The sequence below is a fragment of the Mesorhizobium intechi genome (assembly GCF_002879535.1).
Taxonomy (GTDB): Bacteria; Pseudomonadota; Alphaproteobacteria; order Rhizobiales; family Rhizobiaceae; genus Mesorhizobium; species Mesorhizobium intechi.
The window spans coordinates 1-13,327 of the sequence record NZ_PNOT02000108.1 but is presented as its reverse complement, the minus strand read 5'-3'; the positions used below and the strand labels follow the sequence as shown (position 1 = coordinate 13,327).

Sequence of the window (13,327 nt, the reverse complement as noted above, 5' to 3'; positions counted from 1 at the left end):
GCCACGGAACCATCATCGGACTCAGACATTATCGGTGCGACGGGCCACCCCCCAAGTCCCCCCAAACCCCTCGGCCCGTCCTACTCCAAGCCGACCGCAAGGTCGGCTTTTTCTTTCCAAATGGGGACCGTCCGCAGGTCGGTGTTGTCTTGCGTCAGGCTGGCGCCAGATCAGCCGGGGGCCGAGACGGCACCAGGTCGCCGCTGAGCAGCGTCGCTAAATCGCCCGCGGAAGCATCAGCATCGGCACGCAACCGGATCGCGAATTCGGCCATCGGAACCGGCGGCAGGCCCAGTTCGCGCGGCGCTTCGACAATGCCGGAATGGGCAAAGCGGGGGGTTCGCAAGGTCAGCGCAACACCGGCATTCACCGCAGTGCGCAGGCCGGCCAGGCTGGCGCTGCCGGCGGCGATCCGGTAGCGGCGGCCGGCAGCATCGAGCGCCGCCAGTGCGGCCTCGCRAAACCCGCAATAGGGATCGAGCAGCGCCAGCGGCAACTCTTCCTGCCGCCAGGCCAGCCCTTTCCCAGAACACAGCCACATCATAGGCTCACGCAGGACGCCGACCTCGTCCGGCGCGGCCGTCTGACGCATGACGATCGCCACATCGAGGCTGCCGGCCTGCAGCGCCTGTGCCAGTTCGGCGGAGCGGCCAACCCGCAATTCGATCCTGACGCGCGGATGGCTGGTGGCGAAGGCACGCAGCAGATCCGGCAGGCCGCTGTCGGCGAAATCCTGCGTCGTGCCGATGGCGACACGCCCGGCTGCCCGCGCCCCCTTCAGCGCCAGCCATGCCTCGCGGTGCGCGGCAAGAATGCGCCTGGCATGGCCGACGAGGTCTTCCCCCGCCGGCGTCAGGCCGCGGCCCCTGCCCTGCGGCGCCAGCAACGGCTCGCCGACGATCTCTTCCAGCCGCTGCATCTGGGCGGTCACCGCCGAGGGCGAACGGCCAACGCTGATAGCCGCCCGCGCCAGCGAACCGCTGTCGACGAAAGCAAGGAAGGTTTTGAGCAGATCCGGATCGAGCGTTTCCATAATTCGACACTATCGAATCTTTAATTGAAAACAATTCGATTTTTTTGATTCATTGATGGCGACATAGTCTCTTCAACGGCAATCGGACGCCGCCAGAAACCAAGGAGACGAAAAATGCCCATCATCAATATCAGCGTTACCGGCAAGCCAGACGCCGCCTTGTCCGCCGGCATAGCCCGCGAAATAACCCAGATCACCGCCACGCAACTGCGCAAGGATCCGACGATCACCGCCGTTGCCGTGTCCTATATCGATCCGCAGCACTGGTTCGCCGGCGGCAAGTCGCTGGCCGAGCATGGCACCAACACGTTCTGGCTGGATATCAAGGTTGTCGACGGCACCAACACCAAGCTCGAGCTGGAAGCCTATCTCAAGGCCCTCTTCGATGCCTTCGGCCGCCTGTTGGGCTGTGTGCACGAGGAAAGCTATGCGTTCGTGCACGAGGTGCCGGCAGCGGCCTACGGCTATGGCGGCAAGACGCAGGAATTCCGTTTCATCAGCGGACGGTTGAAGGCGGCGTAAGCGTCGTTCTTTCTCCCTCCGACGGGATAAGGACCCCCGCCTCGTCGCACATTGACCTAGCGCCCACTTCCGCTACCCTCTGCGCCGAGGCGGCCGTGGAAGAGCCGCGATGACAAGAATCGTTGGGAGAGAAGCGGCATGATCCTGACACTGGCGCTGCTTGCGGGTCTTGTCCTGGCCTGGCTGGTGATCGGCGTGGTGGAAAAATTCCGCCTCGGCCTGCGTTTCAGCCAGGCCATGCTCTATGTGCCGTTCAAGCTCGCCTTCCGGATCAGCGACAACCGCATCAAGATCGCGCGCAAGGCGCAGGCTCCTGTCATCTACGTCATCTCGCACCAGTCGCACTTCGAACCGGCGCTGATGCTGTCGCTGCTGCCGGATGACACGCTGCACATTCTGGACGAGGTCTCGGCGCGCTCGCCGTGGCTGGAACCCTGGCGTGAGCTTGGCCGCACGATCACTTTCAATGCCGAACATGTTTTCGTCAGCCGGCGGCTGGTGCGTGTGCTGAGGGGCAAGGGCCGGCTCGCCGTCTATCTGCCGGATGCGGTCGAGCCTGACGTCAAGACGTTTCGACTGTTTCGCGCCGTAACCCGCATTGCCATGCAGGCAGACGCCCGCATCGTGCCGATCTTTGTCGCCGGTGCCCGCAGCCTGCCTGTTTCCCTGACGCCGGCGGCCAAGGCGCCGCGGCACTGGTTTCCGCAGCTCTCGATGAGCGTGCTGGAGCCGATGACCATCGCCGAACTGGTGGCACGCAATCCGGACCAGGCTTCGAACACCAATGCGCTGTTCGACCGCGTCGCCGAGGCTCGGCTTTTCGGCAACGACCTCGACCGCGGCCTGTTCCTGGCCATACGCGATGCGGCAGCCAGGGTCGGCGCCTCGCATCCGATCATCGAGGACGTCATCTCGGGCGCACTGAGCTACCGCAAGATGTTCATCGGCGCCCGCGTGCTGGGCAGACGCTTCGAGGCGGTGACGGCGCCAGGCGAAGCGGTGGGAATAATGCTGCCCAACGCCAATGGCGTCGTGCTGTCATTCGTCGGCCTTTTGTCAGCGGGCCGGGTGGCGGCGATGATCAACTACACCGCCGGGCCGGCGAGCGTCACGGCCGCCGTGCGCACGGCCGTCATCCGCACCGTCATCTCCTCACGTGCCTTCGTCGAGAAGGCCGATCTCTCCGATATCGTCGCCGCGGTCGAAAAGGGCGGCGCGAGGCTGCTGTGGCTGGAAGATATCCGAACCGGCGTCACCCCGCTGGACAAGGTTGCCGCAGCCTTGCTGTGGCGCTTGCCGCTGCAGCGTCAGAATGCGTCAAAGCCGGGCGTGATCCTGTTCACCTCAGGCTCGGAAGGCACGCCGAAGGCGGTTGTCCTGTCGCAAAAGAACCTTCTCGCCAATGCCATGCAGGCCGAGGCGCGCATCACCATCTCGCCGGACGACATCCTGCTCAACGTGCTGCCGGTGTTCCATTCCTTCGGCCTGACGGGCGGCACCATCCTGCCGCTGGTCACTGGGGTGAAGCTTTTCCTCTACCCCTCGCCGCTCCATTACAAGATCATCCCCGAGATCGCCCGCAAGGTGAAGCCGACCATCATGTTCGGCACCGACACCTTCCTCGCCAGCTATGCGCGTACCGCCAAGGACGGCGACTTCTCCAGCCTGCGCTTCGTCGTTGCCGGCGCCGAAGCCGTGAAGTCGGAAACCCGCCGCGTCTACCGCGAACGCTTCCAGGCCGAGATCATCGAAGGTTTCGGGCTGACCGAAGCCGCACCGGTGGTTGCCGTCAACACCGCCATCCATGGGCGCGACGGTACGGTCGGCCGGCTGTTGCCGGCCATGCGCATGAAGCTGGAGCCGGTCGAGGGCATATCGGATGCCGGCCAGTTGTGGCTCGACGGACCCAATCTGATGATGGGTTACATGACCGCCGACCGCCCCGGTGAATTGCAGCCGCTGAACGGCTGGCATGACACCGGCGACATCGTCGCCGTCGACCGCGAGGGCTTCATCACCATTCGCGGCCGCGCCAAGCGCTTCGCCAAGATCGCCGGCGAGATGGTGTCGCTGGGCGCGGTCGAGATGCTGGTGCAGTCGTTGTGGCCGGAAGAACGCCACGCGGCGGTGGCGGTGCCAGACAAGAGGCGCGGCGAGCGCATCGTGCTGGTCACCACCGCCGACGACGCCAATCCCGAAGAGCTGCGCCAGTTCGGCAAGAAAGCCGGGGCCGCCGAATTGATGGTGCCGAACGACATCGTCAAGGTGGAGGAAATCCCGGTGCTCGGTTCCGGCAAGACCGATTATGTCTCAACCAGGAAGCTGGCGATCGACAGGTTGGGGCGAGGCGTCGCGGCGTAACGCAACCAGATTCAAACCAATCGTTTCACCTCAGGCAAGCCGGGATGATCGGCGAACCCGGTAGGATTCACGCTTCGTCCATGCGTCTACAACCGTGAAGGCGGCCCCCCTCGCCAAAGAATCGCCAAAATGGTGAGTGATTATTCACTCTCCGTCGGAGCGAGGTTTCTGACCTGAAAGGAAGCACATGGCAAAAGTCCTTGTCACGGGAGGGACCGGACATCTCGGTCGCGATCTTGTGCCGGCGCTGTCCGAGGCCGGTCACGTCGTTAGATTGCTCACAAGGAAACCGATGAATGATCCCTCCCTGGAATGGGCCTTGGGCGACCTGGCAACCGGCGAAGGCATCGAGGACGCGCTTGGCGGCATCGACACCGTGATCCATGCCGCGACCCTTTCGCCCATCGCCAGGCGTGGCATGAGGCCGATTGACTTCTTCTTCAGCCCGACAAGCGTCGATGTCGAAGGCACGCGGCGCCTGCTTGCAGCATCGCGCCGCGCCGGTATCGGCCACTTCATCTTCGTGTCGATCGTCGGCCTCGAATTCAGCAGCCTGCCCTATGCCCGGGCAAAGTTGGCGGGCGAGCAGCTTGTGCGGGAGTGCCCGCTTGGGTGGTCAATCATTCGCGCGACCCCGTTCTACTACCTCTTGGAGCAGATGCTAGGTGGGCTGAAATGGCTGCCTGTCTGGCCGTTGCCAAATTCGCTCTCAAATCCCGTCGATACGCGTGATGTAGCCCGCTATCTGGCGGAGGCGGTGAATGCCGGGAAGCGCGGGGTACGCTCTTCGATTGGCGGCCCGGATCTGATGCCCTTCTCAAGTTTCGCGCGGCAATACCGCGATTCGCTTGGGCTCAGGCGTCTCGTCCTGCCACTGCCCGTCAGCCGCAAGATGAGCTTCAAAATGGGTTTGGTCGAAACCAATGAGCGGGTTGGTCACAGGACCTGGAGAGCGTGGCTTTGCGAACGACACAAGCACGCGGCAGTCGATTCGCATCGCCAGGCCGCCGGCTAGCGCCGTTTGTTATTGTACGCGTGGTGTTATTGTCCTTTGAGAATCCCTTACCAAGTCATGGAGCTGGGATCCGCTATGAAACCGCCACCCACCGGACGCGAGCGCATTCTGCGCGAAGCCATCCGGCTGTTTGCCGAGCGAGGCTACGACCGGACGAGCGTTCCCGACATTCAGGAGGCGGCCGGCCTGTCGCGCGGCTCCGGCGCTCTCTATAAGCACTTCTCTTCAAAAGAGGACCTGCTTGCCACCGCGATCGATCAGTTTGTCGATACCGCACGGGAAGGCCGTGCCGAACTTGGCGAGACAACGCTTTCCATCGACGAAAATTCGCGGCGGCTTGTGGAGAGCATGCTTGAAAAGCTCGGCGCCAACCGCGACGTGCTTCGGATCTTGTGGCGCGACCTGGAGCATTTCCCCGCGCTGAAAGCCTCCGCACGTGGCGAGATCATGCAAAGTACTTATCTTGCCGTCGCGGACTGGCTGCGGGAGCGTCAGCGTCAGGGCGAATTGCGCCCGCACGACAGCGAGGCGATCGCGGCTGTGATCGTCGGCAGCGTCGCCATGTTCCGGGTCTTCGAAGCGATCTGGGGTGAACGTGCAATTGAGATCAGCGATGAACGCTTTGCCTCCGCCTGGGGCGATCTGTTGCTTGGCGGCTTGCGACCTAAACCTGTTTAGCGATCAGCCTATGTCCGAGGGCGGCACCTTCTCGCCTTCGAGCTTGGCGCGCTTGGAATAGGCGCGCACGGAAAACGGCAGAAAGATCAGATAACCGGCGACCGACGCCGTCAGCGTGTACCAGGGATAGGTCATCAGCAAGAGGATGTAGAGCACGACGGCGAGAATGACCGGCAGCACCCTGTCGCCCGGGATCTTGATGCTCTTGCCTGAATAGACCGGCAGCCGGCTGACCAGCAGGAAAGCGACCAGGATGGTGAAACCGGTGGCGACGAAGGCGGCCGGCCGGCTTGGCTCCAGCCCGAGCCGCAGGAAGAACAGATAGAGCGGCAGCATCACCAGCACCGCGCCCGCCGGCGCCGGCACGCCGACGAAATATTCCGACTGCCACAGCGGACGCTCGGCCTTCTCGTCGTCGAGCACGTTGAAGCGGGCGAGCCTGAGCCCGCAGGCGATGGCGAACAGCAGAGCTGCGATCCACCCCGGCGAGCCGGCGCGGTCGAGCAGGAAGGCATAAAGCACCAAGGCCGGCGCGACACCGAAATTGACGATGTCGGCGAGCGAATCCATCTGCGCGCCGAATTTCGAAGTCGCCTTCAGCATGCGTGCGAGCCTGCCGTCGATGCCATCGAGAAAGGCAGCCAGCAGCACCATCACCACTGCTGTCTCGAAGCGGTCTTCGAAGGCAAAGCGGATGCCGGACAGGCCGGCGCAGATGGCGAGCACGGTGACCAGATTGGGCAGCACCATGCGCATCGGGATCTCGCGGATGCGCGGACCGCCGCTGGCATGGGCCTCGAACTTCTTAAACGGCGCGCCCAAGGTTCAGGAAATCCTGACCAGAGGGGTGCCGGCGACGCCGCCGAATTCGGCGAGCACGGTTTCACCGCCGACCGCCGTCTGGCCGACGGCAACGCGCGGCGTCGCGGTCAAGGGCAGGAAGACGTCGACACGCGAGCCGAAGCGGATCAGGCCGAAACGCTCCCCTGTGCCGATCGAGCCACCGGCCTCGGCCCAGCAGACGATGCGTCGCGCCACCAGGCCGGCGATCTGGACGGCCGCTACCGTGCCGTTGGGGCTCTCGATGACCAGGCCATTGCGTTCGTTCTCGGTGCTGGCCTTGTCGAGTTCGGCGTTGAGGAATTTTCCCGGCCGATGCTCGATCTTGGCGATGCGGCCGCGCACCGGGGCGCGGTTCACATGGCAGGAAAAGACATTCATGAACACCGAGATGCGGGTCATCTCGATATTGCCGAGGCCAAGCTCGCGCGGCGGCACGGCCGGGCCGACCGCAGAAATGATGCCGTCGGCGGGGCTGACGACCAGGCGGTCGTCGACCGGCGTGACGCGCTCGGGATCGCGGAAGAAATAGACGCACCAGGCGGTCAGGATCAAGCCGATCCAGAACAGTATCGAGGAGAAATAGCCAAGGAAAAGTGTGCCCGCGCCAAAGGCCGCGATGAAGGGATAGCCTTCACGGTGGATCGGTACGAACGCGTTCTTGACCGTGTCGACAAGGCTCATCGGGCTTGGTCGGGCTCCGTTTCAGGTCGGGCCTCAATAGCTGAAAGCCCCCTTGGCCGCAACGCAACAATCGGCGACCCCATATTGGCTGCGGCTGGCGGGCGCCACGAGGGACTACAGCACGTGCGATATTGGCGGTACGGCCAAGATCCGCGGCGCGATATCGACGATGGCGGACAAGCAGCCGTCATGCGGGACAATGCCCTACCGGCAATCTTTCCTGAGCGGAATAACAAGGCGGCTGTCGGAAAGAAGACACCTCACCCGTCCTTGGTTGAGACAGCGTCCTTCCAGGGCCTTTTCGGCCATGATGAGACGCAACAAGGAGTTCCGTAATGCAGGTTAAATCGGTCACCCCGTCGCGTCTCGTCACCGCAGGCCTCGCCTTTGGCGAATCCCCACGCTGGCACGACGGACGCCTGTGGGTCTGCAACTGGGGTACCGGCGAAATCATCGCGATCGGTGCGGACGGCAGCCCCGAAATCATGCTTACCGTGCCTGCCGTCCTGCCCTATTCGATCGACTGGCTGCCGGATGGACGCCTGCTTGTCGTCTCAGGCCGTGAAGGCTTGCTGCTGCGACGGGAAGTTGATGGCAGGCTCGTCACCCATGCCGATCTGCGCGGCCTGTCGAAAAGCCCGTGGAACGAGATCGTCGTCGACGGGCGCGGCAACATCTATGTCAATGGCGGCGGCCCGGCGCCCGCTGCCGGTGAGAACTTCGGCCCGGGCACCATCGTGCTGATCGCGGCGGACGGCGCAGTTCGGCAAGTGGCTGACAACGTCGCGTTTGCCAACGGCATGGCGGTGACTCCGGACAACAAGACGCTCATCCTTGCCGAATCCCAGGGTAATCGGCTGACCGCTTTCAATATCGCTGCCGACGGCAGCCTGTCCAACCGGCGCGTCTGGGCTGAGCTCGACGGCTATCCCGATGGCATCTGCCTCGATGCCGAAGGCGCGATCTGGTACGCGGATGTTCCCAACAAGCACTGCGTGCGGGTGCGCGAAGGCGGCGAGGTGCTGCAGACCGTCACCGCCGATCGCGGCTGCTTCGCCTGCATGCTGGGCGGCGCGGACAGGCAAACCCTGTTCATCGTCGCCGCCGAGTGGCGCGGCTTCGAGCACATGGTCAGCGACGCCCGCACCGGCCAGGTGCTCAGCGTGGAAGCGCCGGCACCCGGCGTTGGCTGGCCGTAAGCCTGGAGCAGTTGAAGTTGCTCTATGCCTCGGGAATCCGCTGATAGTTGGCAATGTCGGCGCGCACTCCAAGCCGCGCGATCGTCTCCTGCGGATTGAACGCGATGCGCTCTTGCGCGGCCTTGACGATCGGCACGACCTGGTCGACGGCCGCCTGGCTCTCCCATTCGACGATCGTCACCAGGTTGAATTCGCCCGGCCCCGAATATTGCTCGAGGAGGAAATCCTGCACGAAACCCTGCTGCTGGCGCAGCAATTCGTGTGTCGTCCTGACCTTGACGAGGATCTCCTCGCGGGCGGCGGCCGGCACGACGAACTTGTCCACCCTGAAAACGCTGCCGCCGTTAACGCTCTGACTTATGTCGTTCATTTCGATTGTTCCGTTCCTGGATGATGGTGTTTTCGGGCTCCAGGAACGCGTACAATCTCAACTTAAGTTGAGGTCAAGCGGAAAAATCCTTTACCTCCGACGTCCGCCGGCGAACGATGACACCGAGCTCGTCGCCCTCGCGGGCAAGCCGCAGGCGCTCCTCGGCTTCGGTCGCCTCGCGCTGGCGGTCCCACATCGAGGCATAGAGGCCGCGCTTGCGCATCAGCTCGACATGGGTGCCGCGTTCGGCGATCTGGCCGTCCTTGAGCACGATGATCTCATCGGCGGAAATCACCGTCGACAGACGGTGGGCAATGACAATGGTGGTGCGGCCCTTGCTGACGAGATCGAGCGCAGCCTGGATCTCCTGCTCGGTGTGGCTGTCCAGCGCCGAAGTCGCTTCGTCGAGCATCAGGATCGGCGGCGCCTTCAGGATGGTGCGGGCAATCGCGACGCGCTGCTTTTCACCGCCTGAAAGCTTCAGCCCGCGCTCCCCAACCATCGACTTGTAGCCGTCTGGCAGCTTTTCGATGAACGGCCCGATCTGGGCGAGTTCGGCAGCCTTGCGGACTTCCTCCTCGCTCGCACCGACGCGACCGTAGCGGATGTTGTAGGCGATGGTGTCGTTGAACAGCACCGTGTCCTGCGGGACCATGCCGAGCATCGCACGCAGGCTGTCCTGGGTGACATCCCGGATGTCCTGGCCGTCGATCAGCACCTGGCCGGACTGCACGTCGTAGAAGCGGAACAGCAGCCGCGAGATGGTCGACTTGCCGGCGCCCGACGGCCCGACGATGGCGACCGTCTTGCCGGCCGGCACCTCGAAGGAAACACCTTTCAGGATCTTGCGGTTCGGATCATAGGAGAAATGCACGTCGCGGAACTCGACCTTGCCCGCGCCGACCGTGAGCGGCTTGGCGTCCGGCTTGTCGACAATCTCCTGAGGCACGTCGAGCAGGTCGAACATGTGCTCGATATCGGTAAGACCCTGGCGAATTTCACGATAGATGAAGCCGATGAAGTTGAGCGGCACGGAAAGCTGCACCAGCATGGCGTTGATGAAGACGAAATCACCGACGGTCTGCGTGTGGGCCTGCACCTCCAGCGCCGACATGCACATGACGACGACCGTGCCGAGGCCGAAGATGACGCCCTGGCCAAAATTCAGCCAGCCAAGCGAGGTCCAGGTCTTGGTGGCGGCGACCTCGTAGCGCGCCATAGAACGGTCGAAGCGTTCGGCTTCCATGCGCTCATTGGTGAAGTATTTGACCGTCTCGAAATTGAGCAGCGAGTCGATCGCCTTGGTATTGGCGTCGGTGTCGCTGTCGTTCATGTCGCGACGGATCGAAATGCGCCAGTCGCTCGCCTTGACCGTGAACCAGACATAGAGCCAGACGGTGATCGCCACCACAGCCACATATTTCCAGCCATAGGTAAAACCGAATATGCCGGCGGTCAGCGCGAATTCGAGGATGGTCGGCGCGGTGTTGAGCATGATGAAGCGCACGATCGTCTCGATACCCTTGGTGCCGCGCTCGATGATGCGCGACAGACCGCCGGTGCGACGCTCGAGGTGGAAGCGTAGCGACAACTGGTGCATGTGGACGAAGGTGCGGAACGCAAGCTGCCGCACGGCATGCTGGCCAACGCGGGCAAACAGCGCGTCGCGCAACTGGTTGAAGCCGAGTTGAACCAGCCTCAGCACATTGTAGGCGACGACCAGCATCACCGGGGCGAGCATGAAGGACGGCAGCGGCGGCGGCGTCTTGAAGCCGCCCGCCAGCGCATCGGTTGCCCATTTGAAGAAATAGGGACCGGCGACCAGCGTTAGCTTGGCGACGACCAGCAGCAGCGTCGCCCAGGTGACGCGCGCCCTGAGATCGGCGCGGTCGGCCGGCCACATATAGGGCCACAAATTGCGCAATGTCGCGAGCGTTGAGGTGTCGGCGGAGACGGTTTTTTCGACCACTTTTCTTGCCTTTTGGGTGAGAGGGTCAGCGGCCGGAGCAGCAGGAATTGACGAGGGCGTTCAGCGACGCCGATACATCGGCAAGGGCTAAGCGATCGACGGCATAGCGCGAGCGCTGGCGGTCGGGCTCGAAGCGGACCAGACCAGCCTCGACCAGTATTTTCAGATGCTGCGACACGGTGGACTGCGCCAGATCGAAACGGTCGACGACCTCGCGGCAGCAGCAGGAATTGCTGGCCGCGAGGTGCTTCAGTATCTCGATGCGCGCCGGATGCGACAACGCCGCGAATTGCGCCGCGACAGCGTGGCTATCCGAGTTGCGGTTGGGGAGAGCGCCGGCAGCGCGATCTGTTTCAAGGACGGATTCGGTCATCGTTCATCGGCGATAGACGATGGACGGCACCGCCGCAAGCTACTCTTCAGGCCAGATCGAACGGCGGCAAAAGCGCAGAACCGGATTCATGCGCCGCGCTTTAGGTCTTTGTTTCCATGCATGTCGTCCCCCGAAACCGAACTCACTCCTGGGCAGCATGCATCAATGCTTCGAGATGGATTTCTCGATCCCTGGAATAGCGGCGATCTGTTCAGCCAGAAACTCGACCAGCAAGCGGACCCTTGCGACGCCTGCGCGCTCCGGGACAATCAACAGGTTCAACGGGACGGACGGCAGCGAATAATCCGCCAGTATCACCTCCAGCAAGCCCGCCGCCAGAAGGTCGTCGACAAGCCATCGATGCGCCGGCGCGATCCCGCGAGCGGCGATCATGGCCTGCCGCGCGGCAAGTCCATGATCGATCCGCAATCGCCCCGCGAAAGGCACCGTGTGCCGTTCGCCGCCGGCGCCCCGCAAAGCAAGCGTTTCGCTGCCCGCCACGTTCGACATCCGGATGCCCTCATGCCGGGACAGATCCGAAGGCACGACGAGTCGTCCCCGCGCCGCCAGATAATCCGGAGACGCCACCAGCAGACGCCCCGACTGGCCGAGGGCCCGCAGCTTCAACGAGCTGTCCGTGAGCGGCCCCAACCGGACGGCGATATCGACACCCTCGCGGACGAGGTCCACCCGCTCGTCCGTGAGGCTGAGGTCAATCCCGATGTCAGGATGACGGTCCTGAAAAGCGAAGATCAGGCGGCTGACGTGCAAGACACCGAGAGCTGCCGTGCAGCTTATCCGGATCGTGCCGGCGGGCGTGCCACGCGTGCCCCGGGCCTCATCGCTGGCCTGTTCGACGAGGCGCAGGATCTGAACGCTATTGGCATAATAGCGGCTGCCTTCGGCGGTCATCGTGACCCGCCGGGTCGTCCTGCTGAGCAAAGGCACGCCGACAGCTTCTTCCAGTTCCCGCACATGCCGTGTGATCGTTGATTGCCCGACACCGAATTCTCGCGCGACGGCCGACAGGCTGCCACGCTCGGCCACGCGAATGAAGGTGCGCATCCGCTCGAACGTTACGTCTGACTTATCCATTATTCGGAACAATATTATGCATTACCTGCATATAGCGGATCGAACGGCCATTGGCTACCTTGCCTTCAGTTCCCTCAATATTTGGACCTGCCCCATGAAAGTTCTGCTCGTCTTCGCCCACCCTGAATCACGCTCGCTGAGCGGCGCCCTTCGTGACGTCGCCATCAAGGAACTCGAGGCGCAAGGGCATGAGGTGCGCTTGTCGGACCTGTACGCCGAGGGCTGGAAATCCGAAGTCGATCACGCCGACTTCCCGTTGCTGGAACCCGGTGCGCGGCTCATCCCGGTCGCGGCTTCCAAGAAGGGTTTCGAGGCCAACACGCTCACCGCAGATGTAAGGGCCGAGATCGAGAAGCTGCGGTGGGCCGACACCCTGATCCTGCAGTTCCCGCTGTGGTGGTTCGCCATGCCGGCAATCCTCAAGGGCTGGGTCGACCGTGTGTTCGCCTACGGATTCGCCTATGGCGTCGGTGAGCATAGCGATCGGCGCTGGGGCGATCGCTACGGCGAGGGCACCCTTGTCGGGAAACGGGCTATGTTGATCGTGACCGCTGGAGGCTGGGAGGAACACTACACGCCACGCGGGATCAACGGGCCCATCGACGACCTGCTGTTCCCGATCAATCACGGGATCCTCTATTATCCCGGATACGACGTGCTTCCGCCGTTCGTGGTCTACAAGGTCGATCGTCTCGGCGAGACCGACTTCGAACCCGTGGCTGAACAGCTGCGTGTGAGGATGCGGACGCTGGCGACGACGGCGCCAATCCCATATCGTCGGCAGAATGGCGGAGATTATCTCATTCCGAGCATGAATCTCCGCCCTGAACTGGGCGATCCCGGGGCAAAAGGTTTCGCGCTTCACTCCAACCAAGCAGGCGATGCCAGCTGATCGATGTGAGCCCCTACTGCGCCTTGGTCGGTGCCGTCGTCGCCTGCTCGCCCATTGCCTTGAGGTCGGCGGCTTCGCCTTCCTTGGATTTTTCCGGGACCTTGAACACCTGGCCGGGCCAGATGTGGTCGGGATCCCTGATCTGGTCCTGGTTGGCGAGGTAGATGGTGGAATAGCGCACGCCGTGGCCGTAGACGCGTCGCGAAATCCGCCACAGCGTGTCGTTTCGGCGGATAATCACGGCGCCGTCGGCATGTTCGAGCTTGGGCGCCACGGCCTCCGGCACGTCGCTTGGC

14 protein-coding genes are annotated in these 13,327 nt (G+C 63.3%); 6 read left to right on the top strand and 8 right to left on the bottom strand.

The window, feature by feature from the left end; translation table 11 throughout:
- Positions 1 to 154: 154 nt before the first annotated feature.
- Positions 155 to 1,033 (bottom strand): LysR substrate-binding domain-containing protein, encoded by an 879-nt coding sequence (locus C1D09_RS10095; protein WP_143974126.1) that lies wholly within the window; start codon positions 1,031 to 1,033, stop codon positions 155 to 157.
- A gap of 114 nt (positions 1,034 to 1,147) precedes the next feature.
- On the opposite strand from C1D09_RS10095, the gene C1D09_RS10090 reads away from it, so the two are divergent.
- The 4 genes from C1D09_RS10090 to C1D09_RS10075 all read left to right on the top strand — a co-directional run bounded on the left by C1D09_RS10090 (position 1,148) and on the right by C1D09_RS10075 (position 5,609).
- Positions 1,148 to 1,555, top strand: coding sequence for a tautomerase family protein (locus C1D09_RS10090; RefSeq protein WP_143974125.1), 408 nt, complete (start codon positions 1,148 to 1,150; stop codon positions 1,553 to 1,555).
- A 138-nt stretch (positions 1,556 to 1,693) separates the two neighbouring features.
- Positions 1,694 to 3,916 (top strand): AMP-binding protein, encoded by a 2,223-nt coding sequence (locus C1D09_RS10085; RefSeq protein WP_143974124.1) that lies wholly within the window; start codon positions 1,694 to 1,696, stop codon positions 3,914 to 3,916.
- A gap of 187 nt (positions 3,917 to 4,103) precedes the next feature.
- Positions 4,104 to 4,931 carry an SDR family oxidoreductase gene (locus tag C1D09_RS10080; protein ID WP_143974123.1) on the top strand — a complete coding sequence of 276 codons (828 nt, stop codon included), beginning with the start codon at positions 4,104 to 4,106 and terminating at the stop codon, positions 4,929 to 4,931.
- A gap of 75 nt (positions 4,932 to 5,006) precedes the next feature.
- Positions 5,007 to 5,609, top strand: coding sequence for a TetR/AcrR family transcriptional regulator (locus C1D09_RS10075; RefSeq protein ID WP_167514557.1), 603 nt, complete (start codon positions 5,007 to 5,009; stop codon positions 5,607 to 5,609).
- Positions 5,610 to 5,612: 3 nt separating this feature from the next.
- Here the strand turns inward: C1D09_RS10075 and C1D09_RS10070 are convergent, their stop codons facing one another.
- On the bottom strand, positions 5,613 to 6,431 hold the full coding sequence (locus C1D09_RS10070) for a CDP-alcohol phosphatidyltransferase family protein (RefSeq protein ID WP_032929550.1): 819 nt from the start codon (positions 6,429 to 6,431) through the stop codon (positions 5,613 to 5,615).
- 3 nt (positions 6,432 to 6,434) lie between these two features.
- Positions 6,435 to 7,133 (bottom strand): phosphatidylserine decarboxylase, encoded by a 699-nt coding sequence (locus C1D09_RS10065; protein WP_143974121.1) that lies wholly within the window; start codon positions 7,131 to 7,133, stop codon positions 6,435 to 6,437.
- A 335-nt stretch (positions 7,134 to 7,468) separates the two neighbouring features.
- Here C1D09_RS10065 and C1D09_RS10060 point away from each other — a divergent pair, with 335 nt between their 5' ends.
- Complete coding sequence (locus tag C1D09_RS10060; protein WP_143974120.1) at positions 7,469 to 8,332, top strand: SMP-30/gluconolactonase/LRE family protein; 864 nt, start codon at positions 7,469 to 7,471, stop codon at positions 8,330 to 8,332.
- A 22-nt stretch (positions 8,333 to 8,354) separates the two neighbouring features.
- Here the strand turns inward: C1D09_RS10060 and C1D09_RS10055 are convergent, their stop codons facing one another.
- The 4 genes from C1D09_RS10055 to C1D09_RS10040 all read right to left on the bottom strand — a co-directional run bounded on the left by C1D09_RS10055 (position 8,355) and on the right by C1D09_RS10040 (position 12,139).
- Complete coding sequence (locus tag C1D09_RS10055; protein WP_143974119.1) at positions 8,355 to 8,702, bottom strand: antibiotic biosynthesis monooxygenase family protein; 348 nt, start codon at positions 8,700 to 8,702, stop codon at positions 8,355 to 8,357.
- Positions 8,703 to 8,775: 73 nt separating this feature from the next.
- Positions 8,776 to 10,671 carry an ABCB family ABC transporter ATP-binding protein/permease gene (locus C1D09_RS10050; RefSeq protein ID WP_143974118.1) on the bottom strand — a complete coding sequence of 632 codons (1,896 nt, stop codon included), beginning with the start codon at positions 10,669 to 10,671 and terminating at the stop codon, positions 8,776 to 8,778.
- A 25-nt stretch (positions 10,672 to 10,696) separates the two neighbouring features.
- Positions 10,697 to 11,044: an ArsR/SmtB family transcription factor gene (locus C1D09_RS10045; protein WP_143974117.1), complete on the bottom strand. Its 348-nt coding sequence runs from the start codon at positions 11,042 to 11,044 to the stop codon at positions 10,697 to 10,699.
- A 162-nt stretch (positions 11,045 to 11,206) separates the two neighbouring features.
- Entirely contained in the window at positions 11,207 to 12,139 is a 933-nt protein-coding gene (locus C1D09_RS10040; RefSeq protein ID WP_143974116.1) for a LysR family transcriptional regulator, read from the bottom strand.
- A 94-nt stretch (positions 12,140 to 12,233) separates the two neighbouring features.
- Between C1D09_RS10040 and C1D09_RS10035 the strand changes: the two genes are divergently transcribed.
- Positions 12,234 to 13,031, top strand: coding sequence for an NAD(P)H-dependent oxidoreductase (locus tag C1D09_RS10035; protein ID WP_143974127.1), 798 nt, complete (start codon positions 12,234 to 12,236; stop codon positions 13,029 to 13,031).
- 13 nt (positions 13,032 to 13,044) lie between these two features.
- Here the strand turns inward: C1D09_RS10035 and C1D09_RS10030 are convergent.
- A partial coding sequence (locus C1D09_RS10030) for a LysM peptidoglycan-binding domain-containing protein (RefSeq protein WP_143974115.1) occupies positions 13,045 to 13,327 on the bottom strand: 283 nt, incomplete at its 5' end.

Coding starts and splice junctions, on each gene's coding strand:
- C1D09_RS10090 (WP_143974125.1), top strand. CDS start 1,148: ATGCCCATCATCAATATCAGCGTTACCGGCAAGCCAGACGCCGCCTTG.
- C1D09_RS10085 (WP_143974124.1), top strand. CDS start 1,694: ATGATCCTGACACTGGCGCTGCTTGCGGGTCTTGTCCTGGCCTGGCTG.
- C1D09_RS10080 (WP_143974123.1), top strand. CDS start 4,104: ATGGCAAAAGTCCTTGTCACGGGAGGGACCGGACATCTCGGTCGCGAT.
- C1D09_RS10075 (WP_167514557.1), top strand. CDS start 5,007: ATGAAACCGCCACCCACCGGACGCGAGCGCATTCTGCGCGAAGCCATC.
- C1D09_RS10065 (WP_143974121.1), bottom strand. CDS start 7,133: ATGAGCCTTGTCGACACGGTCAAGAACGCGTTCGTACCGATCCACCGT.
- C1D09_RS10060 (WP_143974120.1), top strand. CDS start 7,469: ATGCAGGTTAAATCGGTCACCCCGTCGCGTCTCGTCACCGCAGGCCTC.
- C1D09_RS10055 (WP_143974119.1), bottom strand. CDS start 8,702: ATGAACGACATAAGTCAGAGCGTTAACGGCGGCAGCGTTTTCAGGGTG.
- C1D09_RS10045 (WP_143974117.1), bottom strand. CDS start 11,044: ATGACCGAATCCGTCCTTGAAACAGATCGCGCTGCCGGCGCTCTCCCC.
- C1D09_RS10040 (WP_143974116.1), bottom strand. CDS start 12,139: ATGGATAAGTCAGACGTAACGTTCGAGCGGATGCGCACCTTCATTCGC.
- C1D09_RS10035 (WP_143974127.1), top strand. CDS start 12,234: ATGAAAGTTCTGCTCGTCTTCGCCCACCCTGAATCACGCTCGCTGAGC.